Source organism: Lactococcus sp. bn62 (genome assembly GCF_029492705.2).
Classification (GTDB): Bacteria; Bacillota; Bacilli; order Lactobacillales; family Streptococcaceae; genus Lactococcus; species Lactococcus petauri.
In genome coordinates, this window is sequence record NZ_CP120417.1 from 1088164 (window position 1) to 1115042 (window position 26879).

At 38.0% G+C, this 26879-nt stretch carries 24 protein-coding genes, 2 pseudogenes and 1 riboswitch; of the genes and pseudogenes, 23 read left to right on the plus strand and 3 right to left on the minus strand.

The genetic code is table 11. The annotated features are described in order from the left end of the window. Nucleotides 1–62: 62 nt before the first annotated feature. A riboswitch (purine riboswitch) is annotated at nt 63–160 on the plus strand. Nucleotides 161–318: 158 nt separating this feature from the next. The 3 genes and pseudogenes from P3G65_RS05730 (at nt 319) to P3G65_RS05745 (ending at nt 4630) form a co-directional block, all read left to right on the plus strand. After that, nucleotides 319–912 (plus strand): annotated as a pseudogene (locus P3G65_RS05730) (xanthine phosphoribosyltransferase). 17 nt (nt 913–929) lie between these two features. Then, entirely contained in the window at nt 930–2231 is a 1302-nt protein-coding gene (locus P3G65_RS05735; RefSeq protein ID WP_019291717.1) for a nucleobase:cation symporter-2 family protein, read from the plus strand. 290 nt (nt 2232–2521) lie between these two features. Beyond that, nucleotides 2522–4630, plus strand: a pseudogene (locus P3G65_RS05745) (MucBP domain-containing protein). Between the two features lie 77 nt (nt 4631–4707). Here the strand turns inward: P3G65_RS05745 and P3G65_RS05750 are convergent. Further along, complete coding sequence (locus P3G65_RS05750) at nt 4708–5211, minus strand: tRNA (cytidine(34)-2'-O)-methyltransferase (protein WP_004257093.1); 504 nt, start codon at nt 5209–5211, stop codon at nt 4708–4710. Nucleotides 5212–5711: 500 nt separating this feature from the next. On the opposite strand from P3G65_RS05750, the gene P3G65_RS05755 reads away from it, so the two are divergent. From P3G65_RS05755 to radC, 11 genes are all read left to right on the plus strand, one after another. Continuing rightward, nucleotides 5712–6227: a dihydrofolate reductase gene (locus P3G65_RS05755; protein WP_019291714.1), complete on the plus strand. Its 516-nt coding sequence runs from the start codon at nt 5712–5714 to the stop codon at nt 6225–6227. 201 nt (nt 6228–6428) lie between these two features. Further along, nucleotides 6429–7667 carry an ATP-dependent Clp protease ATP-binding subunit ClpX gene (gene clpX, locus P3G65_RS05760; RefSeq protein WP_004257095.1) on the plus strand — a complete coding sequence of 413 codons (1239 nt, stop codon included), beginning with the start codon at nt 6429–6431 and terminating at the stop codon, nt 7665–7667. 184 nt (nt 7668–7851) lie between these two features. Further along, nucleotides 7852–8439: a ribosome biogenesis GTP-binding protein YihA/YsxC gene (gene yihA / locus P3G65_RS05765; protein ID WP_004257096.1), complete on the plus strand. Its 588-nt coding sequence runs from the start codon at nt 7852–7854 to the stop codon at nt 8437–8439. Further along, nucleotides 8432–8779 carry a dihydroneopterin aldolase gene (gene folB, locus P3G65_RS05770; protein WP_004257097.1) on the plus strand — a complete coding sequence of 116 codons (348 nt, stop codon included), beginning with the start codon at nt 8432–8434 and terminating at the stop codon, nt 8777–8779. The genes yihA and folB overlap by 8 nt, the downstream gene beginning before the upstream one ends. Nucleotides 8780–8834: 55 nt before the next feature. Further along, the gene (gene folE / locus P3G65_RS05775) at nt 8835–9884 is read left to right on the plus strand and encodes a GTP cyclohydrolase I FolE (protein WP_019291712.1); all 1050 of its coding nucleotides are present in this window, start codon (nt 8835–8837) and stop codon (nt 9882–9884) included. A 1-nt stretch (nt 9885) separates the two neighbouring features. Next, nucleotides 9886–10959: a dihydropteroate synthase gene (gene folP, locus P3G65_RS05780; RefSeq protein WP_019291711.1), complete on the plus strand. Its 1074-nt coding sequence runs from the start codon at nt 9886–9888 to the stop codon at nt 10957–10959. Next, nucleotides 10959–11447 (plus strand): NUDIX domain-containing protein, encoded by a 489-nt coding sequence (locus P3G65_RS05785; protein ID WP_019291710.1) that lies wholly within the window; start codon nt 10959–10961, stop codon nt 11445–11447. The genes folP and P3G65_RS05785 overlap by 1 nt, the downstream gene beginning before the upstream one ends. A gap of 1 nt (nt 11448) precedes the next feature. After that, the gene (locus P3G65_RS05790; RefSeq protein ID WP_019291709.1) at nt 11449–12735 is read left to right on the plus strand and encodes a folylpolyglutamate synthase/dihydrofolate synthase family protein; all 1287 of its coding nucleotides are present in this window, start codon (nt 11449–11451) and stop codon (nt 12733–12735) included. A gap of 41 nt (nt 12736–12776) precedes the next feature. Further along, entirely contained in the window at nt 12777–13415 is a 639-nt protein-coding gene (locus P3G65_RS05795; RefSeq protein WP_004257113.1) for a deoxynucleoside kinase, read from the plus strand. Between the two features lie 153 nt (nt 13416–13568). Further along, nucleotides 13569–15386 carry a glutamine--fructose-6-phosphate transaminase (isomerizing) gene (glmS, locus tag P3G65_RS05800; protein ID WP_019291708.1) on the plus strand — a complete coding sequence of 606 codons (1818 nt, stop codon included), beginning with the start codon at nt 13569–13571 and terminating at the stop codon, nt 15384–15386. A gap of 99 nt (nt 15387–15485) precedes the next feature. Continuing rightward, nucleotides 15486–16169 carry a DNA repair protein RadC gene (gene radC, locus P3G65_RS05805; protein WP_019291707.1) on the plus strand — a complete coding sequence of 228 codons (684 nt, stop codon included), beginning with the start codon at nt 15486–15488 and terminating at the stop codon, nt 16167–16169. Nucleotides 16170–16224: 55 nt separating this feature from the next. On the opposite strand, the gene P3G65_RS05810 is transcribed toward radC, so the two are convergent. Both P3G65_RS05810 and P3G65_RS05815 read right to left on the minus strand, forming a co-directional pair. Further along, complete coding sequence (locus tag P3G65_RS05810) at nt 16225–16878, minus strand: redox-sensing transcriptional repressor Rex (protein WP_004257122.1); 654 nt, start codon at nt 16876–16878, stop codon at nt 16225–16227. 152 nt (nt 16879–17030) lie between these two features. Beyond that, nucleotides 17031–17924 carry a LysR family transcriptional regulator gene (locus P3G65_RS05815; RefSeq protein ID WP_004257125.1) on the minus strand — a complete coding sequence of 298 codons (894 nt, stop codon included), beginning with the start codon at nt 17922–17924 and terminating at the stop codon, nt 17031–17033. A gap of 163 nt (nt 17925–18087) precedes the next feature. Between P3G65_RS05815 and P3G65_RS05820 the strand changes: the two genes are divergently transcribed. From P3G65_RS05820 to P3G65_RS05860, 9 genes are all read left to right on the plus strand, one after another. Then, on the plus strand, nt 18088–19710 hold the full coding sequence (locus P3G65_RS05820) for a malolactic enzyme (protein WP_040087496.1): 1623 nt from the start codon (nt 18088–18090) through the stop codon (nt 19708–19710). 17 nt (nt 19711–19727) lie between these two features. After that, on the plus strand, nt 19728–21005 hold the full coding sequence (locus P3G65_RS05825; RefSeq protein ID WP_017371074.1) for a 2-hydroxycarboxylate transporter family protein: 1278 nt from the start codon (nt 19728–19730) through the stop codon (nt 21003–21005). A 400-nt stretch (nt 21006–21405) separates the two neighbouring features. Beyond that, entirely contained in the window at nt 21406–22107 is a 702-nt protein-coding gene (locus P3G65_RS05830) for a helix-turn-helix domain-containing protein (RefSeq protein ID WP_019291705.1), read from the plus strand. A 238-nt stretch (nt 22108–22345) separates the two neighbouring features. Next, complete coding sequence (gene msrB, locus P3G65_RS05835; protein ID WP_019291704.1) at nt 22346–22789, plus strand: peptide-methionine (R)-S-oxide reductase MsrB; 444 nt, start codon at nt 22346–22348, stop codon at nt 22787–22789. A 143-nt stretch (nt 22790–22932) separates the two neighbouring features. Continuing rightward, nucleotides 22933–23772, plus strand: a complete 840-nt coding sequence (locus P3G65_RS05840; protein WP_019291703.1) for an aldo/keto reductase — start codon at nt 22933–22935, stop codon at nt 23770–23772. 238 nt (nt 23773–24010) lie between these two features. Further along, a complete protein-coding gene (locus P3G65_RS05845) occupies nt 24011–24685 on the plus strand; it encodes a DnaD domain-containing protein (RefSeq protein WP_284071118.1) in 675 nt (224 codons plus the stop codon). A 1-nt stretch (nt 24686) separates the two neighbouring features. Further along, nucleotides 24687–25331 carry an endonuclease III gene (gene nth, locus P3G65_RS05850; RefSeq protein WP_004257144.1) on the plus strand — a complete coding sequence of 215 codons (645 nt, stop codon included), beginning with the start codon at nt 24687–24689 and terminating at the stop codon, nt 25329–25331. Further along, nucleotides 25324–26001, plus strand: coding sequence for a tRNA (adenine(22)-N(1))-methyltransferase TrmK (locus P3G65_RS05855; RefSeq protein ID WP_014024812.1), 678 nt, complete (start codon nt 25324–25326; stop codon nt 25999–26001). The genes nth and P3G65_RS05855 overlap by 8 nt, the downstream gene beginning before the upstream one ends. Beyond that, nucleotides 25998–26768 (plus strand): Nif3-like dinuclear metal center hexameric protein, encoded by a 771-nt coding sequence (locus tag P3G65_RS05860; RefSeq protein ID WP_284071119.1) that lies wholly within the window; start codon nt 25998–26000, stop codon nt 26766–26768. The genes P3G65_RS05855 and P3G65_RS05860 overlap by 4 nt, the downstream gene beginning before the upstream one ends. Nucleotides 26769–26879 lie beyond the last annotated feature (111 nt).

Here is a 26879-nt window from a genome sequence, read left to right on the forward strand (position 1 = left end):
ATATTTGAAAAAATTTTATTTATTTCGATATTTTCTTGCTAAAAATAATAAAATGCGATATACTGTATCAATATTAAAAATCTTATTTATGCTTAGGATATGGCTAAGTGTTTCTACCCTGCACCGTAAAGGCAGGACAATAAGAGGATTCTATTTGTGCAGTTTTATCTTTAAATAGAAACTTTCATCGTTTAAGTTTAAAGGTCGTAAATAATATCTTCTTTTTGTCGTCTAGAAATACTCTACCTTATCAGGTAGAGTTTTTGTGCGTATTAAAACTAAAGCCAGTCTTGAGTGATAAATGTTATAGGAGAAGTTATGAAGTTATTGGAAAATCGTATCGCAATTGATGGGCAAGTTTTGGGAGACCAAGTATAAAAAGTGGACAGCTTCCTTACACATCAGGTCGATTATGAGTTGATGAAAGCGATTGGTGTACGCTTTGCTGAAGTTTACAAAGATAAAAATATCACTAAAGTTGTAACGATTGAAGCAAGCGGTATTGCACCGGCGCTTTATGCAGCAGAAGCACTTGGTGTACCCATGGTTTTTGCTAAAAAATCCAAAAATATCACAATGAACGAAGAATTATTGACAACAGAGGTCTTTTCATTTACAAAACAAATTACTTCAACAGTTTCAATTTCTCGTAAATTTATTTCTTCTGAAGATACTGTTTTACTTGTGGACGACTTTTTGGCAAATGGTCAAGCTGCGCTTGGTCTCGAAGAGCTGATTAAACAAGCGGGCGCACAAGTTGCCGGTATCGGTATTGTCATTGAAAAGAGTTTCCAAACAGGACGCGACCTCTTGATGGAGAAAGGCTTAACCGTGACTTCTCTAGCCCGTATTGAAAAGTTTGAGTCAGGTCAAGTCGTCTTTGCACCAGCAGATGATGCTGCTTGGGATTAAGAAGGAGAAGGGAAGAAATGTTTAATACAAAAAGACAAGCCAACGGTCAAGCTGCAGTTTTAGGTTTGCAGCATTTACTTGCAATGTACTCGGGCTCAATCTTAGTACCCATCATGATTGCCTCAGCTTTAAATTATAGTGCTTTGCAGTTAACCTACTTAATTTCAGCTGATATTTTTATGTGTGGTTTAGCGACTTTGTTGCAATTAAAGATGACCAAAAACTTTGGGATTGGTCTTCCAGTTGTCTTGGGTGTTGCTTTTCAGTCCGTTGCGCCATTGATTATTATTGGCCAAAAGCATGGTGATGGTGCGATGTTTGGTGCCTTAATTGCCTCAGGTATTTTCGTTATCGCTTTTGCAGGTGTTTTCTCTAAAATTCGTAAATTCTTCCCACCACTTGTGACTGGTTCAGTAATTACCACGATTGGTTTAACTTTAATTCCTGTTGCGGTAGGAAATATGGGAAATAACGAAGCATCTCCTACAGCCAACAGTCTCTTGCTTGCGGGATTTACCATCTTAGTCATTGTCTTGGTAAATATCTTTGCCACAGGCTTCATTCGTTCTATTGCTATCTTGATTGGTCTAGTTGCAGGAACAATTTTAGCTGCCAGCTTACATATGGTGGACTTCTCTGCGATCAATCAAGCACCTTGGGCACACTTGCCTATTCCTTTCCGCATGGCAATGCCACGTTTTTATCTGGTGGACTGTGTGATGATGATTATTATCGCCATTGTTTCAATGGTTGAATCAACAGGTGTTTACTTGGCTTTGTCTGATTTGACGGGTGAGGAACTATCTGAAAAACGTTTGCGTAATGGCTATCGCTCAGAAGGCCTTGCTGTTTTGCTTGGCGGAATCTTCAATACTTTCCCCTACACAGGTTTCTCACAAAATGTTGGTTTAGTACAGTTGTCAGGTATTAAATCCCGTAAGCCTATTTATTTCACTGCTGGTTTCCTGATTGTTTTAGGGTTGATTCCTAAGTTTGCGGCAATTGCTCAACTTATTCCAGTTCCCGTACTTGGTGGAGCCATGCTCATCATGTTTGGAATGGTTGCCATGCAAGGTGTGAATATGCTTGGAACAGTAGATTACAAAGATAATCAAAACCTGCTTATCGTCGCTGTTTCAGTTGGGATGGGCGTTGGTTTTAACTCAAGCAACCTTTTTGTAAGTCTACCAAGTTGGGCACAAATCTTCCTTTCTAATGGAATTGTTGTAAGTACTGTTTCAGCTATCTTGCTTAATCTCGTTTTAAATTCAGAGCGTAAATCAAAAGTCAACTTAACTTCAACAGAATTCACACAGTAAAATAAAGAACATAAGAAAAACAGCCCGTTATAACGAGCTGTTTTTTACTATTCTGAGGTTCAAAAAGCATATTTCAATAAAAGTACGGTTTTTCTAACACATCTCTTTTCACATAACCGATACATCTTTATTATACCTTTATTTTCTTGTCTGTGCAATAGCCCATAAATGATTTCCTATAGGAAACGACCGGTTAGAAAAGCATTATTCCCGGGAGTATCGAGGTTTTTTGTTTCCAACAAACCGTACTTTTTCGCGCAAACGAAATATCAAGGGAAATTGGATGAATAATGAAAAAAATGACTCAGGCCATTGCTTTAAGCACGATAGTATTGGGAGCTCTCTCACCAACATTACAAGTTATTGCTGAAACTCCGAAAATCGCAGAATCACCAGCAGTAACCACAGAGCTTTCTTCAGAAAATGTTGAAGTCCAAGCGGACTCTAATGACATTGCATCAGGAACTTTTGGGACAGCACCATGGAGAATTGATTCATCTGGTGTGTTACATATTGGATCTGGAACATTTTCTGACACCCCAGTTAACCAAAACGGACTAAGAATGAGTCCTTGGTATCAATGGAGCAAACAGATAACAAGTATCCGTTTTGAAGGTGATGTTATTGCTGGAAATATACTCAGTAATCTATTTGATTATTTAGCAAATGTCACTCATATTGAAGGTATTGAAAAGCTTAATACTTCTCATACCACTGAGATGCAACGGGTGTTTGGCGGTTGTGCGAGCTTGACGAGTCTTGACTTGACTTCTTGGGACGTATCGAATGTTACAACAATTTTTTCTTTTCTTAATGGTGCGACAAATATGGAATCGTTAAACGTTTCTAATTGGAATGTTTCGAATATGATTGCAATTACTTATGCTTTTTAGGAAATGCCCAAATTAAAGGAACTTGACTTGTCTCAATGGCGATTAACCCCTTTATATTCTGCCCAAGGTGTCTTTATGGGAGATTCTTCTCTAGAAGCTCTTGATCTTTCAGGTTTTGATATGACACAACTTGAAAATTCATGGATAACAGGTTATGAGATGTCGCGTTTCTTCCAAAATACAACTTCTTTAAAGGTGCTAAAACTTAGTGATAAATTCCGTTTTTGGGTTACGGATAGTGTGAACGTGGAGCTTCCAGAAATTTCAGCAAACAATCAATATACAGGGAAGTGGCAAAATGTTGGTACAGGTTCGCTTACGCATCCGCAAGGAGCTGATGTTTGGACAAGTAAGCAACTCACTCAAAGCTTCAATGCGAATGCGAAGAACGATACCTATGTATGGCAGCCTTACACGATATCCGCAGGCGATGTGACTGTGAAGTACGTCGATACAAAAGGCACGCCTATTGCAGATGATGTCATAAAATCAGGAAATATTGGTGAAGCTTATACAACAGAACAAAAAGATATTCCAGGCTATACTTTTAAGGAAGTTCAAGGTGATCCATCCGGTAAATTTACAGATCAACCTCAAACAGTGACGTATGTTTATGAAGGGGCTAAAGACCAATCAACAGTTATTGTACACGATTCAGAGTTAACAGTTGGTGAGGCATGGCAGCCAGAAGATAACTTTGACAGTGCTACAGATTATTATGGCAATACGGTTCCTTTTTCAGATATAAGTGTTGAAGGGCAAGTCGATACGGCAAAAGCAGGAACTTACAAAGTCACGTATACAAGATTTGTACCTAATTTATTTTCAAACTCTAAAAATCAAGGGACATATTCTGCTGTTGCTACAGTTACTGTAAAAGAAGCTCAACCGGTAAAAGGTGGGGATATTACTGCCAAATACGTGGATACAGAGGGTATTGAAATTTCTGATGATGTGGTAAAAGTAGGAAATATTGGTGAAGCGTATACAACAGAGCAAAAAGATATTCCGGGTTATACATTTAAAGAGGTTCAAGGTAATGCATCAGGTAAGTTCACTGCTCAAGCTCAAACTGTAACTTATGTTTATACGAAGAATGAACTTCCCCATGTGAGTGGAACAGTCCTTGTCAAATATATAGATACGGATGGCCATTCACTTTCGGAAGATATTGTAAAATCAGGAGCTATTGGAGAAGGTTATAGCACTGAAAAGAAAGATATTAAGGGCTACACTTTCAAAGAAGTGCGTGGTAATGTTGCAGGTCGTTATACAAACCAAGTACAGACTGTCACTTATGTCTATACAAAAAATAAGTCGATTTCTCAAGTAACTGCAACTCCTCAAGGTGGAGAAAAAGATCAAAGCGCTTCAGCAAAGCAAAAATTTTTGCCTAAGGCAGGCGAAAATGAAGGCATGACTCTAATTAGTTTTATTTTAGGACTTACTTTCTTGGCCTTAGCCCTGTTTGGACTTACACTTCGTATTAAGAAAATCAAGAAATAATAAAAAACGGAAGTTACATAATGTAACTTCCGTTTTGATGTATATTTCTTTCCTCTTTTAGAGAAGAAAAACTAAATTTATTTAAGTTTGTCATTTTCATAAGTATGCTTAAGTTCCAAACCAGCAAATTCTTGTTGACGAAGCGCTTCATAGACAATCATACACGCAGTATTAGAAAGGTTGAGACTACGTACATGTTCATCGTTCATTGGGATGCGAATACATTTTTCAGCATTTTCCCGCATAAAGTCTTCTGGTAAACCAGTATCTTCTCGTCCAAAGAGGAAGTAATAGTCTTCTGAAGTTTCCGTATAATCAACATCTGAATATACTTGATCTGCAAATTTGCTCACTAAGAAGAGTTTTCCATCCACATGGTTGATAAAATCTTCCAGATTTTTATGATAGACAATGTTGACCTGATCCCAATAGTCCAATCCAGCTCTTTTGAGATTTTTGTCGGTAATTTCAAAGCCAAAAGGCTCAATCAAATGTAAGGTAGTATTAGTAGCTGCGCAAGTCCGCGCAATATTTCCAGTGTTAAAATGGATACGTGGTTCAAAAAGTGCAATATGATTCATAATTTTCTCCATTCCGTTTTTGTAAGGGTTTTACATTTTTACAAAAATAAAAACTAGGTAGCTCGGAGTATGGTCTCAGCGAGCAGCCTAGTTGGGGGACTAATTTGCTTTAATCATAACAGGGTTGATTGAAACAAATTAATTGATAGAGTAATCTTAACACATCTTTAAGGAAAAGTAAAGGAAATAATGGAAATTTTTTACATTTTTTTCCGAATAAGAAAAATTAAAGTAAAAAAAGGTGTTTTTTGGTATAATAGGAAAGGTAATTCTATCCCTCAAAGCAGAGAAAAAGCTTCTGAGAGAACAGCGAGAACTTAACTGTTCAAACGGTTAATAAATAAGGTTTTGAAGAATTCTTTATGAATTTTGTCAGCTATTTGTGTATTAAAGAATATCAAAGAGTTGGCCTTAAAATCCCAAAAGAAAGGAACATCTTTGTTTAAGAGGATGACTGGCTTTTCCAAACAATTGAAGAAAAGCAAGGTAGGTGAAATAAAATGATTTACGCAATCTGGGCAGAGGACGAGAAAAAAGTAATTGGCATCGATGGTCATTTACCTTGGCGCTTACCTGCTGAACTCGAACATTTTAAAAAGACAACGTATCATCAAGCAATTTTGATGGGCCGTAAAACCTTTGAAGGCATGAATAAGCGTGTGCTTCCTGGACGTATCACTATCGTTCTTACAAGAGATGAAACTTATCCCAAAGAAGATAACGACCGTGTCCTAATCATGCATAGTGTATCCGAAGTTGTAGAATGGTATAATAATCAAGAGCGTGATTTATATATCATTGGCGGATCAGAGATGTTCCTTCTTTTCGAAAATGAGCTATCAGCGCTCTATAAAACGGTTGTTCATGGAGAATTTGCAGGGGATACTTATTTCCCTGATACGTTTGATTTTTCGAAGTATGTAAAAGTGTCAGCGGATTATCACAAAAAAGACGCGCAAAATCCTTATGACTTTACCGTTGAAAAATATGAGCGGAAGGAGAAACAAAAGCAGTGACAAAATCTATTTTTGGCTTATTTACAGCTGTTTTATGCGCAATCTGTGTAATCCTTGCACTGCAATGCTTCCGCAAAAAGCGCTGGGGCTTAGGAACTATTTTTCTTCTTAATGCCTTTACGAATATTGTAAATTCCATTCATGCTTTTTTTGGAACTTTATTTTCCTAAAAATGTTTAAAATCTAGAAAAAGAGAAATAAATGTCTAACGATACAAAAGAAAACGAAAATATATATTGTTCATTCTGTGGCAAGAGCCAACCAGAAGTAAAGAAACTTATCGCCGGTGTTGGTGTTTATATTTGTGACGAATGTGTGGAACTATCGAGCCATTTGATTGAAGAAGAAATGCGAGAGGAAATGGCTCAAGAATTTGAAACTACTCCTGTAATGACCCCAAGAGAAATGTTGGATCATCTTAATGGTTACGTTATCGGACAAGAGCGTGCAAAACGTGCGCTTGCTGTTGCTGTTTATAATCATTATAAACGCATCAATTTTACAGGTAAAGATGACGAAGAAGTTGAACTCCAAAAGTCTAATATCTTATTGATTGGTCCTACAGGTTCAGGGAAAACCTTTTTGGCACAAACTTTAGCTAAATCGCTTAATGTTCCTTTTGCCATTGCTGATGCAACAAGTTTGACGGAAGCGGGTTATGTCGGTGAAGATGTCGAAAACATCTTGCTCAAGCTGCTTCAAGCCAGCGATTTCAATATTGAGCGTGCGGAGCGTGGTATCATCTACATTGATGAGATTGATAAAATTGCTAAAAAATCCGAAAATGTTTCTATCACTCGTGACGTTTCCGGTGAAGGTGTTCAACAAGCCCTCTTGAAAATTATCGAAGGTACAGTTGCGAGTGTCCCTCCACAAGGCGGACGTAAACATCCTAACCAAGAGATGATTCAAATTGATACCAAAAACATTCTCTTTATTGTGGGCGGAGCCTTTGACGGTATTGAAGAAATTGTCAAACAACGCTTAGGTGAGAAAATTATTGGCTTTGGAACAAATAATAAAGCCTTGGCTGACAATGAATCATATATGCAGGAAATCATTGCTGAAGATATTCAAACTTTCGGATTGATTCCTGAATTTATTGGACGTTTACCTGTAGTTGCTGCACTTGAACGTTTGACAGAAGCTGATCTTATCAGTATTTTGACTGAGCCTAAAAATGCTCTCATCAAACAATACAAGCAGTTGTTAAGCTATGACAATGTGGAACTGGAATTTGAGGATGCAGCTTTGCATGCCATTGCTGAAAAAGCTATTGAACGTAAAACAGGTGCACGTGGCTTACGTTCAATCATTGAAGAAGTGATGATGGATATCATGTTTGAAATACCAAGTCATGATAATATTGAAAAAGTGATTATTACGGAAGCAGCTGTGCGTGATAAAGCAGAAGCAGAAATCATTTATATTCAAAAATAAAAAACAGAAAATCATGAGTGCTCATGGTTTTCTTGTTATTATCATTGATTTTGCCTTAGCAAATGAGAATGATAATAGGCAGGAAGTGAAGCGATTTATGCTCCTTCTTCCCCCAAAAAAGACTTTAAATAAACCTTGCGCAGCTATCTAAAGAGAGGTTGACACACAAGGAAAGAGAGAAATAATGAAAATAAACCCTAATAATTTACAACTGACGATTTCAGCAGCCTCTGCCAAGCAGTATCCAGAGACAGATATGCCGGAAATTGCTCTTGCTGGTCGCTCCAACGTTGGAAAATCAAGCTTTATCAATACTTTATTAAACCGTAAGAACTTTGCCCGTACCTCAAGTTCTCCAGGTAAAACACAGCTCCTTAATTTTTACAATGTAGACGATACGGTTCATTTGGTAGACGTTCCAGGATACGGCTATGCTCGTGTTTCGAAAAAAGAGCGTGAAAAGTTCGGTAAAATGATTGAAGAGTATCTCACAACAGCACCTAATCTTAAAGCTGTTGTCGCTCTCGTTGATTTGCGTCACGAACCCTCTGAAGATGATAAACTGATGTATACTTTTTTGAAATTCTATGATATTCCTGTAATTTTAGTTGCAACGAAGGCTGATAAAATTCCACGTGGCAAGTGGAACAAGCACGTTTCAGTAATCAAAAAAGCATTGCAATTTGACAGCACAGATGATTTTGTGATCTTTTCAAGCTTTGATAAAACAGGAATTGATGAGGCTTGGAAAGCCATTGAACAATATGTATAAGATTAAGATTAATAATATGAAATTCTTTTCGCATATCGGAGTTTTACCGGAAGAAAAGATTTTGGGACAAAATTTAGAAATTGACTTGATTGTTACCACGAATTTTTCCTATTCGGGTTTAGATGAACTTGATGAAACTTTGAGCTATGTTGCTTTTTATGAAAAAATTGCGGAAATAATTGAAGTCTCACGTGCAGATTTGATTGAAAAATTGGCTTTCGATATCATTCAAGCCATTAAAGAAAACAACAAAGTGGAAACAGTAGAAGTACATGTCCGAAAATTGGCTGTACCTATTGCAGGAATCTTTGACAATGTCGAAATTGAAATGGTCGGTTAAAATATTTAACTTTTAGAGAATATTTACGACTTTCTAAGGGGGAAACAAGAAAGTGATGCAAACGGTTTATTTGAGTTTAGGGAGTAATATCGGAGATAAGCAAGCTTATTTACAAGATGCAGTAAGTTTATTGGGGCAGAATTCGGCTATTTTAATAGATAAAAAGTCAAAGTTTTATCAAACTTCACCTGTTGGGGGTGTGGAACAAGATGACTTTGTCAATATGGCAGTGAAGATTTCAACGACACTTGAAGCGAAGCAGTTATTGGCGTTTATTCATGAAATTGAAGCCAAATTAAAGCGTGTACGCAAGATTCATTGGGGCCCACGTACGATAGACATTGATATCTTATTTTACGGCAACGATCAGATCTCAGAGGAAGATTTGATTGTTCCACATAAAGAAGTTTTTAATCGTCTTTTTGTTCTTGTCCCCCTTTTGGAAATTTTAGAGCCGGGTTTCTCATACGAACAGGAAGTGAAACAAGCCATTGAAAAACTCAAAAATACAGAACAAGAAATAGTAGAGCTTCCGACGGAAAAGCCCGCTAGAAAACGTATTGAGTTTGCTGTACGAGAAATTCTCTCTGCTGTAGGTGAAGATCCTGATCGGGAAGGTCTATTAGAAACACCAGAGCGTGTAGCCAAAATGTATGAAGAGATACTCTCTTCACAAAAATTAACGCAATTTGAGGAGTATAAACTCTTTAAGATTGAAAAAACAGACCAGGATCAAACTATCTTAATCAAGGATATTCCCTTTTACTCGATGTGCGAACATCACATGTTGCCTTTCTTTGGTAAGGCCAACGTAGCCTATATCCCTAAAGACGGTAATATTATAGGCTTGAGCAAGATTCCACGCTTGGTCAACTATGTTTCGCATAAACTTTCAGTGCAAGAAAACATTACGCGAGACATAGCGGAAATTTTAAATGACATCTTAGAGCCCAAAGGTGTTGCGGTTGTTGTCGAAGCACGTCATATGTGTGTGGAAATGCGCGGTGTTAAAAAAGGAAATTCTCAAACAAAAACCTCTTTCTTTATGGGAGAATTTGAAGAAAACAGAGAAACACGTCTTGAATTTTTAGAAAGCTTGAATTGAAATGAAAATCATTGAAAAAAATACAGAGTGCTTTTCTCTGAAGCATATCTCTATCTGTTTCACCGAAATGAGCAGTCAAGAACAAGCCAAATTGGACAATCTTCTGTACCGTGTAAGAGCAAAAACGCTCGTAGACAAGCATGATTTGCTGACTTTTTTGACGATTTATGAATTGGCAGATTTGATTAAGATTTGGCCTGCTTCTCAGGAAAAATTGGCTTTGGAGCGTATTTTTAAACGCCATCAGATTATTTGGTCAGGACAGAATTTTTCTTTTGATTTGACTTTGGATCCGATTGTCTATTCTATTGTCAATGTCACACCTGATTCATTTTACGATGGCGCAGAAGAAAATCTGAATTTGGATTTTATCCTACAGCGAGTGGAACAGGATTTGCAAGAGGGGGCACAGGTCATCGAACTTGGAGGTAAGTCTTCTCGCCCAGGTTATGCAGATATTTCGCCAGAAGAAGAATGGCAACGTCTCGCTCAGCCCTTGCAGAATATTCGTCAAGCATTTCCCGAGGCTGTTATTGCTATAGACACTGATGAAGCCTATGTTATGCAGCGTGTGCTGGATGCAGGTGCAGATATTATTAATGATATTGATGGTTTTGATACACCTGAAAAATTACAGCTGATGCAAGAATACCAACCGGCTTTGGTTGCCATGAATAATGGGCGAGCGGGCATGAATTACGCAGATAACGTTTATCAAGAACTGCCGGCCTATTTTACAGAAAAACAAAAAGAATTAAACCAACTTGATATTGCTAATGCACAAATATGTGTAGACCCAGGCGTTGGTTTTTCAGGTGGAGCAACAGGGATTGACTCTTTACAGCGCGTAAAAACGACCGAACTATTGACGAACCTAGGTTTGCCTGTGATGATTGCAATCTCCCGTAAATCTTTCATGACCAATCTTCTGAATATGGAAGTAGACGAGCGCCTTTTGTCAACATTGATTCTTGAAAATCAAATGATGATGGATGGTGGACGTGTGCTACGTGTACATGATGTTGCAGCAACACGCCGTTTAATTGAAAATTTTAAAATATACCAAAAATACTAATGTATAATAATTTGATACGTGAACTTTCAGCTTTAGAAAGTTCTAAAAAACAAGAACAGGTAATTGCTCTTTTACGCAGCAAAAAAGGACTTAAGGGAAAACAGAATCCGGATTTGCAACTGTCGGCGTCTGCTGTCGTTTTTAAAGGGGAGAAGATGTATTTTATCGAGCATCCCTATCAAAAAGAACTCTTACTTCCTGCTGGACATGTCGAAGAAGGGGAAAAACCCCATAAGACGGCAGAACGTGAATTCCATGAAGAAACAGGTTTGACAGCTGGTGCGCCACGTCTTATAGATGTGAATCTTATTAATATTCCCTATAATGCAGTTAAGGAAGAAAAAGCACATCAGCATATTGATTTTCGTTATCTTCTTAAATTGCGGGATGAGCCTTCTGAACGGGCAGAGCTACCTGTTTTTTTGCTTTCAAAAACAGAGGCACCCGAGGAATTTAAAAAGTATTTTCTAGAAGGGAAACAAGCCTAATATGACTATCGAAACAGCACTAGAATGGATACATTCTCGTCTTAAATTTAATATCCGCCCAGGATTGACACGAATTGAAGCCTTACTTAAATTGCTCGGGAACCCTGAAAAAGAGTTGTCGATGCTTCACATTGCTGGTACAAATGGCAAAGGCTCAACTGTTGCTTTTACCCGAGGTATTTTGGAGCAGTTGGGCTTGACTGTAGCTACATTTACCAGTCCATTTATTGAGACTTTTGGCGAACGGATGGCGATTAATGGCCATCCTATTCCTGATGAAAAACTTATCAAGTATGTCGAGCAACTGAAACCATTAGTAGAGGAAATGGACAAAGACGAAAGACTTGCAGGGATCACAGAATTTGAAATTATTACCGCTCTGGCGTTTCGCTATTTTGCAGATGAACACGTTGATGTAGCTTTGATTGAAGTAGGTTTAGGGGGGCTTTTAGACAGTACTAATGTCATTCAACCTGTAGCAACTGCAATTACAACTATCGGCATGGATCATATGGATATCCTAGGGGATACACTAGAGAAGATAGCTGCCCAAAAGGCTGGAATTATTAAGCCGTACACACCCTTGGTGACAGGGAAAATAGCGGACGAAGCCCTAGCTGTTATTGCGGAAACAGCTCAAACAAATCAAGCGAAACATTATCAATACAGTATCGATTATCAGGTAGAAATCCTTGAAAATGAGCGATTTAATTACAAGGATGATGAAATTCACTTGCTCAACTTAGAAAAATCTTTACTTGGTCTACATCAAATAGACAACGCAGCACTTGCGGTTAAACTTACCATGGTTTACGCACATAAAATAGGGTTATCACTTTCAGAAGAAGCAATCCGAGTGGGTTTAAGAAGAACATTTTGGCCGGCGCGCATGGAAGAAGTCAGTCAAGCACCTTTAACACTACTTGATGGCGCTCATAATGTACATGCCATGCAACGACTCTTGGAAAACTTAAAAAATGAATTTTCAGGGCGTAAAATTACGATTCTCTTTTCAGCACTGGTCACAAAAGATATTACAGAGATGATTAAAATGATGCAAACCGTTGATAATTCGAAGCTAATTTTAACCACTTTTGATTATCCGAAAGCTTTAAAATTAGAAGATTTTGCTTATTTAGAGAAAGAAAATGTGACGCTGGCAGAAGATTGGAAGAGCTCATATGCAGCATTAAAAGAAAATTTACATGAAGACGATGTACTTTTAATGACAGGCTCTTTGTATTTCATGTCTCAAATTAGAGCATACATCTTAGCGTCAGAGCAATAAAAAAAATAAGGTCCTTGCTGGACTTGAGGAGGATGAAAACTGTGATTGTTTTAGCAGGAACAATAGGAGCTGGAAAATCAAGCTTAGCAAAGGCTTTAGGGGAGCATCTTGGAACAGATGTGTATTACGAGGCCGTAGATAATAATCCGGTTCTTGACTTGTATTATCAAGATCCGAAAAAGTATGCGTTCTTGTTGCAAATCTATTTTTTGAACAAGCGTTTTGAATCAATCAAAATGGCTTATACTCAAGAGAATAATGTCCTTGATCGCTCAATTTTTGAAGACGAACTTTTCTTAACTCTAAACTATAAAAATGGCAATGTCACTAAAACAGAATTAGAAATCTATCAGAACTTGCTCAGTAATATGCTCGAAGAAATGGAAGGAATGCCTAAAAAGCGTCCTGACTTACTGGTCTATATTGATGTGAGTTTTGAAACAATGCTTTCCCGAATTGCACAACGTGGGCGTAGTTTTGAACAGATTGATGATCAACCTGAATTAAAAGCATATTACCATCAAGTCCATGAAGAATACCCCGCTTGGTATGAAAACTATGATGTATCCCCTAAAATTCGGATTAATGGAGATGCACTTGACTTCGTAAATAATACAGAAGACCTCGAAAAGGTACTTACAGAAATAGATAAAGCATTATTAAAATTACAATTAAAGTAAATCGGAAGATTTATTTTTTTTTACTCCTTAACAAACTATACCAATTAAAGAATTATTATTCTTGACAAATACAAAACATTGTATTATCATATTCTTATTGACGAAAAATAAAGAAAAAGCTAACTATACCAATTAGCTTATGGAGAAATTAATATGTGTGGTATCGTAGGAGTTGTCGGAAATCGTAATGCAACAGACATTCTAATGCAAGGTCTTGAAAAACTTGAATACCGTGGTTATGATTCAGCAGGAATTTTAGTTGCTGATGGCGCAGGTCAAGTGAATCTTGTGAAATCTGTAGGACGCATTGCAGATTTAGAGGCAAAAACAGGTGATAACGTTACAGGATCAACAGGGATTGGTCATACACGTTGGGCGACCCATGGTAAACCAACCGAAGATAACGCGCATCCTCATACTTCTACTTCAGGACGTTTCGTTTTAGTACACAACGGTGTAATTGAAAACTTCTCAGAAATCAGAGAAGAATATCTTGCTAAGGATACATTTAAAGGTCAAACAGATACAGAGGTGGCTGTTCATCTCATCGCTAAGTTTGCAGAAGAAGAAGGACTCTCTGTACTTGAAGCCTTCAAAAAGGCACTCTCTATTATTGAAGGTTCTTATGCTTTTGCTCTTATGGATGCTGAAGATGCTGACGTGATCTATGTTGCGAAAAACAAATCGCCTTTACTTATTGGCTTGGGGGATGGCTACAACATGGTATGTTCTGATGCGATGGCGATGATTCGTGAAACATCTGAATTTATGGAAATTCATGATAAAGAACTGGTTATCTTAACTAAAGATAAGGCAGAAGTCATGGATTATGAAGGATATAAGGTTGAGCGCCAAAGCTACACAGCAGAACTTGACCTTTCTGACATTGGTAAAGGAACATATCCTTACTACATGCTCAAAGAAATTGATGAACAACCAACGGTAATGCGTAAATTGGTCTCAACTTATACCGATCAAGACGGGCAATTAACTGTTGATACGGATATCGTTAAAGCTGTTCAAGCAGCAGATCGTATTTATATTATTGCGGCAGGAACATCGCTTCATGCAGGTTATGCTTCAAAACAAATTCTTGAAGAGCTGACGAATACACCAGTTGAGCTTGGCGTGGCTTCTGAGTGGGGCTATGGTATGCCACTATTAAGCAAAAATCCTTTGTTTATCTTCCTTTCACAGTCCGGTGAAACAGCAGATAGCCGTCAGGTATTGGTAAAAGTAAATGCGCTTGGTCATCCAAGTTTAACGGTCACAAATGTTCCTGGCTCTACATTGTCACGTGAAGCAACACACACAATGCTGATTGGTGCGGGGCCTGAAATTTCGGTGGCCTCTACAAAAGCTTACACTGGACAAATTGCAACGCTCGCCTTCCTAGCAAAAGCTGTAGGTGATGCAGACCAAAATCCTAAGTCACTTGCTTTTGACTTGGTTAAGGAAATTTCACTCGTGGCACAATCTATCGAATCTACATTGTCAGAGAAGGAATTGATTTCCGATGTTGTAGCCAAGCTTTTACCAGAAGCACGAAATGCCTTCTACATCGGACGCAAACAAGATTATTTTGTCTCTATGGAAGCCAGTCTAAAATTAAAAGAAATTTCATATATCCAATGTGAAGGCTTTGCTGCTGGTGAACTCAAACACGGAACAATTTCCTTGATTGAAAATGGTACACCTGTTATTGCCCTTATTTCAAATAATGAAGAAGTTGCGGCACACACCCGTGGAAACGTTATGGAAACAGTGGCACGTGGGGCTTCAGCAATTACGATTGTCGAAGAAGCTGTAGCGCGTGAAGATGATGATATCGTTATCAATAACGTTCATCCTTATCTTTCAGCGATATCAATGGTGGTACCCACACAGCTTATTGCATACTACGCAACTGTCCAACGAGGGTTGGATGTTGATAAACCACGTAACCTCGCCAAAGCTGTAACAGTGGAATAAAAACGAAATAAAAAAGTGGGTTATAAAAATCCACTTTTTTATTTTCTAAAAAAGTGATACCTACACTCTTTTTTCGTATAAATGATTAAGGAGAAAGTCGTGTATCACATTAAAGAAGAACAATATCCGATGAGACCCCGAGAAAGATTGAACATTTTTGGACCAGAAAAGCTGAGTGAACAAGAACTTTTAGCCATTTTACTCCGAACAGGCAGTAAAAAAGAAAATGTTATGGAACTTGCTGCACGGGTTTTGACAACCTTTAGCAGTTTAGAAGAGTTTCGTCGGGCTTCTCTAACAGAGTTGAAAGCAATCTCCGGTATTGGGCCTATCAAAGCCTTGGAAATTCGGGCGATGATTGAACTGGGTAAACGAATCCATACGACCCAAAGAAAAAGATACGGACAAGTAATAGGATCTCGCCAATTTGGGTTGAGTTTAGCAGATGAGATGTCTGATTTTGAACAGGAAAATTTAGTCGCAATCTACCTAGACGCACAGCATCGCATTATTCAGAAAAAAACGATTTTTATTGGTGCTGTGAACCATTCCATTGCCAATCCCCGGGAAATTTTACATCATGCGGTAAGAAATTTAGCTGTAGGGATCATCATTGCACATAATCATCCCTCCGGGATTACCCAACCAAGTCAACAAGACAAGCTGTTCACACAGAAGATTAAGCAAGCATGCGATGCTTTAGGTATACAACTTTTAGATCATATCATTACAGGCCAGGCTTCTTATTTGAGCTTTAGAGAAGAAGGTTTATTGGGCGAATAAAAAGTACATAGGAAGTCAACCTTCCTATGTACTTTTTTATTTTTAAGCTCTCAACTTATTTGATGTCTTTATTTGACATAAAGAATAAGAGGGTTTGAAGTTCTTTCGTTAAGTCAATTGACTGAACGACAACATCTTCAGGAACTTGCAAGCGCAAGGGTGAAAAGTTAAGAATACCTTTGATACCTGATTTAACTAGGATATCTGCGACTTCTTGAGCGTTCTCTTTATTGACAGAAATAATTGCTGTTTTGATTTTTGAATCTTTAATATTTTTAGAGAAGTCAGCGATGTCGTAGATAGGCACACCTGTAGAAGTTGTTGTACCAACGAGTGGATTTTCTGGAACATCATAAGCTTGGGTAACGCGCATTTTATTGCGGTTTTGGAATTCATAATTAATAAGGGCGCGTCCAAGGTTACCGACTCCTACGAGTGCGATATGCGTTTCTTGATCTTGTCCGAGTAATTCTCCAAAGAAATCACGTAAAGCGCGTGTTTCATAACCATAGCCTCGACGTCCCAGCTCACCAAAGAGTGAAAAATCGCGACGAATCGTCGCTGCATCCACACCAATTTTTTCCGAAATAAGTTGTGAGTTTGTGCGTGTTACTTGTTCATCAACTAAAAGTTTGAACAAGCGATAATATTGAGGCAAACGTTTTGCCGTTGCCTTGGGTAGTTGTTTATTAACTTGGGAGCCAGCCATGTTATCTCCTTTACATAGTCTTTGTGAATATTTTACCTTTTTTGAGTGGGGCTTGTCAAACAATTCTTTCCGGAATTATGCGGTTGGCGAAAGTTTGTGAAAAAAACGGAGAAAATTTAACAAAGAAAAAAGAGAAAAAATCTCTTTTCTCTTCAATTTATTTTTTCATTTAGCTCATCCAGTAAGCGAATCAATTCTTTCAAGTCCGCATTGAGAAGTGTACTTCTTAAATAAGCATATTGAACATGAAAAATTTGCTTATCTTCAGGTATTAGTGGTATCTTTATAAGACTATCCATATCGGCAAAGGGAAGAAAATCGGTCATCAAGGTTATGCCAACATTTGAGTTGACCAGTTGGCCAATAGTATGGATATCCGAAAAATTAAAGAGAACTTTTGCTTTTTTCTTGTATTTTTCATTCAAATTTTGGAAAGCTTCCATATGCACAAAACTTTCATCAAGCAGGATAAAAGGATAATCCAAGGCTTCTTTAAATGAAATTTCTTGACGTGAGGCAAGTGGGTTATCTTTAGAGACAAAGATATAAAATTCGCGTTGGTAAAGTAATTTCACAAAAAGGTTGGGGTGCATCAGGGGAGCAATGCTGCCTATAAGGCTAAAATCAATTGAGCCGGAGATAAGTTTGGCCAGAAGTTCCTCCGAGCCACCCGATACTAAATCAAACTTAGATAAAAAGCTAATCGCCTCCTTATCGTTTAAGAGTTGAGCCAGAATTTTTGCTCGAATAATAGGGGGGAAACCAATATGATTTTGATGATTTTTAGAATGCTCGATGGCTCTTTGCGTGAGTGCCAACTCTTCCAAAATACTTTCGATATGAATTTTCAATATTTTCCCTTCATCTGTTAGGACAACTGTTCGGTGAGAAGGATCTTTGTATATTAAATTACAGTTATAATATTGTTCCAATCTCTTTACAGCGTAGGTAATTGTCGGCTGACTTACCCCAAAATGATTAGAAACAGCAGTAAAAGACAACAAGTCCCCTAAGGCATTAAAATACTCGAAATCATGCAAATTCATTAGTTTAAACGCTCCTTTGACCCTTATATTCTATCACAAGTTTATCGATTTGTTATAAATAATATTTATTATAACCCAAAGGTTTGACTATAATTTTTTATAAGTATTAAAATACATTTTGTAAGAATTTCTTATAGGAATAATAAATTTGGAGGACGTACGAATGCGTGCACATGAAATTTTAAACAATCCTTTTTTAAATAAAGGAACAGCATTTACTATGGAAGAACGTAAGGAACTTGGCTTAATTGGTCTTTTGCCACCTTATGTTCAAACACTTGAAGAACAAGCAGAACAAACTTACCAACATTACTTGGAAAAACCATCTGATTTAGAGAAACGCCATTTCTTGATGGAAATCTTCAATACAAACCGTACTTTGTTCTACTATTTGTTTAACCAACATATCGTAGAGTTTAATCCTATCGTATATGATCCAGTTATTGCTGAAACAATCGAAAACTACAGCCGTCTATTTGTAGATCCACAATATGCTGCATATCTTGATATTAACCATCCAGAAAATATCCAAGAAACATTGAAAAATGCAGCGGGCGATCGCAATATCCGTCTGATTGTTGTGACAGATGCTGAAGGAATTCTCGGTATCGGCGACTGGGGAACACAAGGTGTTGATATCTCTGTTGGTAAATTAATGGTTTATACTGCAGCAGCCGGTATCGATCCAGCATCAGTTCTTCCTATCGTTATTGATGCAGGGACTAACCGTAAAGAACTCTTGGAAGATTCAATGTATCTTGGAAATCGTCACGCCCGTGTTTATGGGGACCAATATTACGACTTTGTTGACCAGTTTGTGGAAACTGCTGAAGCAATGTTCCCTAAACTTTATTTGCACTGGGAAGACTTCGGACGTTCAAATGCTGCAAATATCTTGAACAAATACAAAAAAGCAATTCCAACTTTCAACGATGATATCCAAGGAACTGGTATTGTTGTTTTAGGTGGTATCTTCGGTTCACTTGATATCACAGGTGAAAAATTAACAGACCAAGTTTACCTCTGCTACGGTGGTGGCTCTGCTGGTGCAGGGATTGCTGATCGTGTTCATGCGGAGATGGTAAGTGAAGGACTTTCAGAAGAAGAAGCCTACAACCATTTCTTTATGATGGATAAACAAGGGTTGCTCTTTGATGATATGGAAGATTTGACTCCAGCACAAAAACCATTTGCTAAAAAACGTGCAGATTTTGCAAATGCTGGTGATATGACGGACTTAGCCAATGTTATCAAAACAGTTAAAGCTACTATCTTGGTAGGTACTTCAACTGATGCAGGTGCATTTACAAAAGAAGTTGTTGAAGCAATGTGTGCCAACACTGAACGCCCAGTGATTTTCCCAATCTCAAATCCAACTAAAAAATTGGAAGCAACTGCTGAACAAGTGATTACATGGTCTGATGGTAAAGCCTTTGTTGCAACAGGTATTCCTTCAGGAACTGTCTCTTATAAAGGTGTCGACTACCAAATCGGTCAAGCAAATAACGCTTTGATCTATCCTGGTTTGGGACTTGGTATGTTGGCTTCAGAAGCATCACTTCTTACTGATGAAATGATTGGTGCCGCTGCGCACTCATTGAGTGGTCTTGTTGATCCAGGCGCTGCTGGTGCTCCGGTTCTTCCTCCATTTGAATATGTTGCTGATGTTTCAATCAAAGTTGCAGAAGCAGTAGCTAAAAAAGCTCAAGAACAAGGTTTGGCACAAGCTCAAGAAAAAGATATGGTGAAAGCCGTTCGCGAGATGAAATGGTATCCAAAATACTAAGAGGTTAATGGATTAAAATGAAAAAATTAAAAGAAATAAAAATTTCAGGAATAAGTCTTCCTCTCTATGCCTTTTTTATGATTGTGTTGGCAGTGACAATAGGTTTAGGAAAATTACCACTTAACATGGTGGGTATTACTCTCCTATTAGTACTGTTGGGGCACTTGCTTTACTTTATTGGTGAAAAATTACCCATTATGAATTCATATTTGGGTGGTGGATCAGTTTTCACTTTATTAGGTGCAACTCTCTTATCCTTTTTCCATATCATTCCTGCAAATGTGATTGATGCAGTAGGCAAATTTATGGGCGGTCAATTTGGTTTTCTTGATTTCTATATTGCAGCCTTGATTTGTGGATCAATCTTGGGAATGAACAGAAGTTTGCTTGTCAAAGCTTCGGCGAAATTTATCCCTGTTGCTTTGGTCACAATGGTCGTTGGTTTCTTCGCTGTTGGTGGTATGGGTGTCTTGCTTGGCAATGGTTTTGCAGACTCTGTCATGTATGTTTCAATGCCTATGATGTCTGGTGGTATGGGAGCCGGAATTACACCTTTATCACAAATCTATGCTGATGGTTTAGCCAATGGTAACCAAACCGCAATTTTCTCTCAACTTGCTCCCGCAGTAACCTTTGGGAATATTATTGCCATCATTGGGGCGCTTTCCATTTCTAAAATCTTTGCGAAATCAAAATACAATGGTCACGGCACCTTAGTTTCTGCAACAAAAGAAGAACTTGCAAAACCTAAAATTGAATTTGATGCCACTAAAATTGGTGTCGGTATGCTGTATGCCTTTACCCTACTCATGGTGGGTGTGATTTTGAATAAATTCTTCCCAAATATCCATGAATACGCCTTTATGATTATCATCGTCTTTGTTCTCAAAGCCTTTGATGCTGTACCAAAAGAGTTGGAGGAATCGGTTGTGATGTTTAACCAAATCATCATGACCAATCTTACACATGCGGTATTGGCAGGTATTGGTTTGGCATTGATTGATTTGACCACACTAGGCTCTGCTTTGACATGGCAATTTATTGTGCTCTGTCTGACAAGTGTTATCGCGATGGGCTTGACAAGCTGGTTCTTGGGACTTGCCTTAGGTATGTACCCTGTCGAAACAGCTATCGGTGCTGGTATGATTAATAACTCTATGGGTGGAACAGGTAATATTGCCGTTCTCTCTGCCTCTGATCGTATGGAAATGATTGCCTTTGCACAAATGGCCAACCGTTTGTGTGGTGCCATTGTCCTCATCATGGGTGGTATACTCATTCGCTTCTTTTACTAATTGATCCTCCAATCAAAGTAATATAATAACAAAATAATAATGAATTAAAACGAGGTTTAGCAAAACTTCGTTTTTTTATTGCATTTAAAGAGAAAGGGTTACCATTATAATAGTAGAAAACAAAATTCTTTTCGAATAACTTTCAATCATAACAAAAAGACGCCTCCAGTGACAAGAAAAAATCTATACCAAACAGGATATGTTTAGAATTCTAAACATATCCTGTTTGGTATATACTCCTAAGAACAAAAAAGATATAATTTTATCTTGGAAAGTGAGAGCTTGTGAAGTAGATAATGATAAAACTTATCTGTCTTTGGATGCTCGAAAGTGGGTTTAGTGTAAAATGATTTATAGTAAGTATGGAAAAATATTCCACAACCTAAGGTTACAAAAAAATATGAGTCTATCAGAGTTGAATACACTAAGTGGTGTTTCTAAAGCAACGATTTCACAGTTTGAAAACGGTAAATCTTTAGTATCTTTTGACAAACTTGAAGCGCTTCTAGAAAGTATGAATCTTACTATTTTAGATTATTCCTTGCTTGTAAATAACGGCTTACCTGAATATTTTATTACACAGTTTCAAAATATTGAAAATGCATATTATAATCAAGATGAGGCAGAGCTCCAACATCTGTATGAAAAAAACCTAGAATATGAGAATGAATCTACCTATATGATTGCTTTAAGTGCTAAAGCAACGTACACTCAGCTGTCGGAAAAAGAAATCCAAGAAGTGGAATCTCTTTTATCAGTAGGACCACTTTGGGGGCAGTATGAGTTATATATCCTCATCCACACGTTGGAACAGCTCAATCTAAATTTGATCTGGAATATTATCGAGACATTTTTTAAAAATAAAAAATTTTTTAAATACTTAAAGGTACTTCATGAATACCGTGCATTGCTGATTAATATTTTGATCAAGGCTGAATTAGTATTTATTGAAGCAGAGTGTGATACAAAAGCTGGGATTGTTTTATCACGGTTGAATAGTCTCACTGTGGAATCGGATTTGACAAGTAAGGCGATTGCTCGTGTTTTAAAAGGATGTTATATATACGCTTTCGAAAGTCGAAGTAATGGCGAAAAATTATAACAGCTTGCCTCGAAGTGATGGATAATGTGGGCGCGATAAAATTAAAAAATGTCATTGTGAGGCGCATTACATTGCTAAAAAGTAGGGTTCAAAAATGAAGAAACACCACTTAGATAAGTGGTATGCCTTATGCTAATATAACAAGAAAGCTTAAGGAGAAATTACAGACAGAACCAGCTACTTTTTATGGGGAGAGTGCTATAATAAAGGGAGAAAAACAGATAAGGTGGTGTTTATCATGGAAAAACCTTCAAAAGAAGAACTCAAGCAAAGATTGTCTGATATAGAATATGCAGTGACGCAAGAAAATGCAACGGAACGTCCTTTTTCAGGAAAATACGATGATTTCTATCAAGAGGGAATTTACGTTGATATTGTCAGCGGGGAACCGCTCTTTAGCTCAACGGATAAATATGATGCTGGATGTGGTTGGCCGTCATTTACTCACCCCATAGAAAAACGTGGTGTCAAAGAAAAAGCTGATTTCTCATTAGGCATGCATCGTGTGGAAGTAAGAAGTAAGGAGGCTGATTCTCACTTAGGACATGTGTTCAATGATGGACCACAAGATCAGGGAGGATTGCGTTATTGTATAAATGCTGCGGCTTTAAGATTTATTCCGGTTGAAAAATTAGAAGAAGAGGGCTATGGCGAATACAAAGCCTTGTTTGGCAAAGGATAATTTGGGAAAGAAAACCTAAAAAAATTATCGCCCAAAATTAATAAACAGGTATTTTTTCTTCCACTCTGTCCTATGTTAGAATGAAAATATAGAGAATATGTGTTTATTTTCTGTGGAAATTCAACTATAAGGAGGATTTACGAATGAAAACACCTTTAATAACGATGAATGATGGCCATTTGATACCAAGTGTGGGTCTAGGAACCTATCAGATCCGTGGCGGAGAAGGTCTGGATCAGGTTTTGACAGCTATCCAGAGTGGTTACCGTCTTTTGGATACATCAACCAACTATGACAGTGAGGGGATAGTCGGTGAAGCCATTCGTCGCTCAGGTCTTCCGCGTTCAGAATTTTTCGTGACGACGAAGTTACCGGGAAAATATCATCATTATGAAGATGCTTTGGGCATGATTCAAGAATCGCTCTATCGTATGGGCTTGGAGTATTTTGATTTATATATGATTCACTGGCCCCTGCCAAAACGTGGACTATATGTGGAAGCTTGGAAGGCTTTAATTCAAGCTCAAAAAATGGGCTTAATACGCTCCATTGGTGTTTCCAACTTCGAACCCGAGCATTTAGACAAAATTATTACTGAAACAGGCGTTACTCCAGCCGTCAATCAAATTGAAATTCACCCCTATTGGGTGCAAGAGCATATGGTAAAAGCAAATGCTGAGCGCGGCATCATTACGGAAGCATGGAGTCCATTAGGGCGAGGAAACGATGCCCTTGAAGAGCCTATTATCACAAGTCTTGCTGAAAAGTATGGGAAGACAGCTGGTCAAATTGTGCTACGTTGGCATGTAGAACGTGGCATTGTTCCTATTCCAAAATCCAGAAATTTAATCCATCAACGAAAAAATCTAGCAATTTTTGATTTTGAATTAACTGAAGATGAGGTAGCGCAGATTAATACGCTGGAAAAACCAGACGGACGTATTGATGGTCAAGATCCGAATGAATATGAAGAATTTGATTAAAATTGGCAACCAATAAAAAAGGAAACTCTTAGTAATGAGAGTTTCTTTTTTTATTCCATATCATATTTTGTAAAAGTATTAGGAACCGTTGCTTCTCATGGTACACTTGCAGTAATTATCGTTATTATTTTTGCATTTGTTGAGCGTCTTGTGTATGTCAAAAAATTTAAAAATTAAATATGTATCTCAATGATGATGTATCTGTGGTTGATTGAAGCATTTATGATAAAATAGAACTATGACCTACTATGAAAATTACATGACTGGACACATTGTACTTCCTCATGCTATGCTGGAGCATTTTGCTCAAGTGTTTCCTTCAGCAGAGGATTTTTTGGTTTGGCTTTATTTATATGAAAATCGTGATATAGCGCCAAGTGAAATTGCAACTAAAATAGGAAAAAAACTTGCCGATGTGAACCGCAGTATTGACAATCTTCAAGAATTCGGCTCTTTAAAGGTTACTTTACTCGGAATTGCTGGAGATATGGAAACCATCTTTGATGTCACACCAGCTTTAAAAAAATTAGACCAATTAGAGGGTTTAGCTAAAGAAGAGCATGCAGAAACAACTGCACCAACACAACAAAACAAGAGCCAGATGCAAGAATTAGTCCATATTTTCGAAGCGGAAATGGGCATGATTACTCCGATGCAAAGCGAAGAGCTTCGTATTCTCTTGTTTGAAGATAAGTACGACTTTGAGCTCATTAAACTTGCCTTGCGTGAAGCAGTGGTGAACCGTAAGGTTTCGCTCAACTACATCAAAGCCATTTTACGCAATTGGCGCAATGATGGCTTGATGAGTACCCAAGCTGTGGAGCAGCGCAAGGAAGAGCGTACTGAAGCCACGCAAAACCATAAAAATACTAATTTTTATATCCCGATGGATGGGCCCTGGAACGGAAAATAATATGCTGAGTAAGAAACGATTTTTAGAAGCTTTAGATATCATTGTCGCTATGTTTCCTGAAGCACATGGTGAGCTAGAATGGGAAACACCCTTTCAACTTTTAATTGCCACCATTTTATCTGCACAAGCTACAGATAAGGGCGTTAATAAGGCGACACCAGGACTTTTTGCTAAATACCCTGATCCAGAAAGCTTGGCACAGGCAGATATCGCAGATGTCGAACAATGTATCCGAACGATTGGACTTTACAAAACAAAAGCGAAGAATATTGTCAAAACTTCGCAAATGTTGGTAGAAAATTTTAACAGTGAACTGCCCAGAGATAAAAAGTTATTACAAACCTTGCCGGGTGTAGGACGGAAAACGGCCAATGTTGTTCTGGGAGAAACCTACGGTATTCCTGGAATAGCTGTTGATACGCATGTTGAACGTATTTCAAAACGCTTGGATATTGTGCCACAAAAAGCCTCCGTCTTGGAGGTGGAAGAGAAGTTGATGAAGCTGATTCCTGAAGAACGTTGGGTGGAAAGTCATCACCATCTCATCTTTTTTGGCCGTTATCATTGTACAGCACGTGCTCCAAAGTGTGAGGAATGTCCTGTGCTTGAATACTGTAAATTTGGAAAGAAAAACTTAAATGAATGAAATAAAACTCTCGAAACGCCTACAAGCTGTTGCAGATCTCGTGAAGCCCAATAGCCGTCTTCTGGACGTGGGCAGCGACCATGCTTATTTGCCTGCCTATTTGGTTCAGCAAGAAAAGATTGACTTTGCAATCGCAGGCGAAGTGGTTAAAGGCCCTTATCAAATCGCCCAAAATCACGTGGCTGAGCAGAACTTACAAGAGAAGATTGAAGTCAGATTAGCTAATGGTCTGGCTGCCTTTGAAGAAAGTGATGCTATTACAAGTATCGTGATTGCTGGTATGGGAGGGATTTTAATCTCCGAAATCCTCGAAGCTGGAAAAGACAAATTGAGCCAAGTGGAGCAACTCGTTTTACAACCCAATAATCATGAAGAGAGCCTTCGTTCTTGGCTTATGGCACATAATTTTGTAATTACTTCTGAAAAGATACTTCTTGAAGCAGGAAAAATCTACGAAATTATTGTGGCAGAACACGGCACAGCCGAGCTGAATGAAACAGAGCTTGAATTTGGACCATATTTGTCCCAAGAAAAATCAGAAGTCTTCCGTCAAAAGTGGCATAAAGAGCTCAATACTTTAAATAAAATACTTGAGCGACTTCCTGAAAATCATGAAAAACGGGTAACAGTTCAAGCAGAAAAAGAAAAAATAGAAGGAGTCCTCCAATGAAAATCAGAGAGTTCATGGCCTTGTATGAAGAATTTTGTCCCAAAGATTTAGCAGTTGAAGGCGATCCTGTTGGCTTACAGATAGGCTCGCTCGATGCTCCAGTAAAAAAGGTCTTGGTGACACTAGATATTCGTGAACAAACGGTTTTAGAGGCCATTGAAATGGATGTGGATTTGATTTTAGCAAAACATCCAGTTATTTTTCGGCCTTTAGCCAACTTGACAGATGCGGACAGTCAGGAAAAAATCGTCCTTGATTTGATAAAAGCAGGCATTGCAGTTTATACAAGTCATACCAATATTGATGTTGTGGATGGTGGCCTTAACGATTGGTTCTGTGATCTTTTAGACATTAAAGATACGGAAATCTTATCAGCGGAAGGTTTAGGTCGTGTCGGAAATATCACACCGATGAGCTTGGCAGACTTTTCAGAAAAAATGAAACAAACTTTTGCTTTAGATCATCTGCGTTTGGTGACTTATGATCGCTCTTTGAGCCAGACTATTCAACGTGTGGCTATCTGTGGGGGCAGCGGTGGAAAATTCTGGCCAGAAGCTCAAGCCAAAGGAGCAGATCTCTATATTACGGGTGATATATATTATCACGTTGGTCATGACCAGCTTTCGCAGGGGCTTATTGGACTGGATCCTGGTCATTACTTGGAACATCTCTTTATCCCAAAAGTTGCTAAAAAACTAGCCAGCTTTAGTACAGATGTTGAAATCATTGAAAGCAAAGAAAATACCAATCCCTTCTTTGATATTTAAATTCAAAACTTTATGATACTTTACATGTCATGAAGTTTTTTCATTTTATAAACCCAAATTCCGAACCATTTTCCGGATAAAAGTTGCATCTGGTTTCGCATAGCTCTCAAT

What these genes read in the sequence shown, in the direction of transcription:
- P3G65_RS05735 (WP_019291717.1), top strand. Translation starts at nt 930, where the DNA reads ATGTTTAATACAAAAAGACAAGCCAACGGTCAAGCTGCAGTTTTAGGT.
- P3G65_RS05750 (WP_004257093.1), bottom strand. Translation starts at nt 5,211, where the DNA reads ATGAATCATATTGCACTTTTTGAACCACGTATCCATTTTAACACTGGA.
- P3G65_RS05755 (WP_019291714.1), top strand. Translation starts at nt 5,712, where the DNA reads ATGATTTACGCAATCTGGGCAGAGGACGAGAAAAAAGTAATTGGCATC.
- clpX (WP_004257095.1), top strand. Translation starts at nt 6,429, where the DNA reads ATGTCTAACGATACAAAAGAAAACGAAAATATATATTGTTCATTCTGT.
- yihA (WP_004257096.1), top strand. Translation starts at nt 7,852, where the DNA reads ATGAAAATAAACCCTAATAATTTACAACTGACGATTTCAGCAGCCTCT.
- folB (WP_004257097.1), top strand. Translation starts at nt 8,432, where the DNA reads ATGTATAAGATTAAGATTAATAATATGAAATTCTTTTCGCATATCGGA.
- folE (WP_019291712.1), top strand. Translation starts at nt 8,835, where the DNA reads ATGCAAACGGTTTATTTGAGTTTAGGGAGTAATATCGGAGATAAGCAA.
- folP (WP_019291711.1), top strand. Translation starts at nt 9,886, where the DNA reads ATGAAAATCATTGAAAAAAATACAGAGTGCTTTTCTCTGAAGCATATC.
- P3G65_RS05785 (WP_019291710.1), top strand. Translation starts at nt 10,959, where the DNA reads ATGTATAATAATTTGATACGTGAACTTTCAGCTTTAGAAAGTTCTAAA.
- P3G65_RS05790 (WP_019291709.1), top strand. Translation starts at nt 11,449, where the DNA reads ATGACTATCGAAACAGCACTAGAATGGATACATTCTCGTCTTAAATTT.
- glmS (WP_019291708.1), top strand. Translation starts at nt 13,569, where the DNA reads ATGTGTGGTATCGTAGGAGTTGTCGGAAATCGTAATGCAACAGACATT.
- P3G65_RS05810 (WP_004257122.1), bottom strand. Translation starts at nt 16,878, where the DNA reads ATGGCTGGCTCCCAAGTTAATAAACAACTACCCAAGGCAACGGCAAAA.
- P3G65_RS05815 (WP_004257125.1), bottom strand. Translation starts at nt 17,924, where the DNA reads ATGAATTTGCATGATTTCGAGTATTTTAATGCCTTAGGGGACTTGTTG.
- P3G65_RS05820 (WP_040087496.1), top strand. Translation starts at nt 18,088, where the DNA reads ATGCGTGCACATGAAATTTTAAACAATCCTTTTTTAAATAAAGGAACA.
- P3G65_RS05825 (WP_017371074.1), top strand. Translation starts at nt 19,728, where the DNA reads ATGAAAAAATTAAAAGAAATAAAAATTTCAGGAATAAGTCTTCCTCTC.
- P3G65_RS05830 (WP_019291705.1), top strand. Translation starts at nt 21,406, where the DNA reads ATGAGTCTATCAGAGTTGAATACACTAAGTGGTGTTTCTAAAGCAACG.
- msrB (WP_019291704.1), top strand. Translation starts at nt 22,346, where the DNA reads ATGGAAAAACCTTCAAAAGAAGAACTCAAGCAAAGATTGTCTGATATA.
- P3G65_RS05840 (WP_019291703.1), top strand. Translation starts at nt 22,933, where the DNA reads ATGAAAACACCTTTAATAACGATGAATGATGGCCATTTGATACCAAGT.
- P3G65_RS05845 (WP_284071118.1), top strand. Translation starts at nt 24,011, where the DNA reads ATGACCTACTATGAAAATTACATGACTGGACACATTGTACTTCCTCAT.
- nth (WP_004257144.1), top strand. Translation starts at nt 24,687, where the DNA reads ATGCTGAGTAAGAAACGATTTTTAGAAGCTTTAGATATCATTGTCGCT.
- P3G65_RS05855 (WP_014024812.1), top strand. Translation starts at nt 25,324, where the DNA reads ATGAATGAAATAAAACTCTCGAAACGCCTACAAGCTGTTGCAGATCTC.
- P3G65_RS05860 (WP_284071119.1), top strand. Translation starts at nt 25,998, where the DNA reads ATGAAAATCAGAGAGTTCATGGCCTTGTATGAAGAATTTTGTCCCAAA.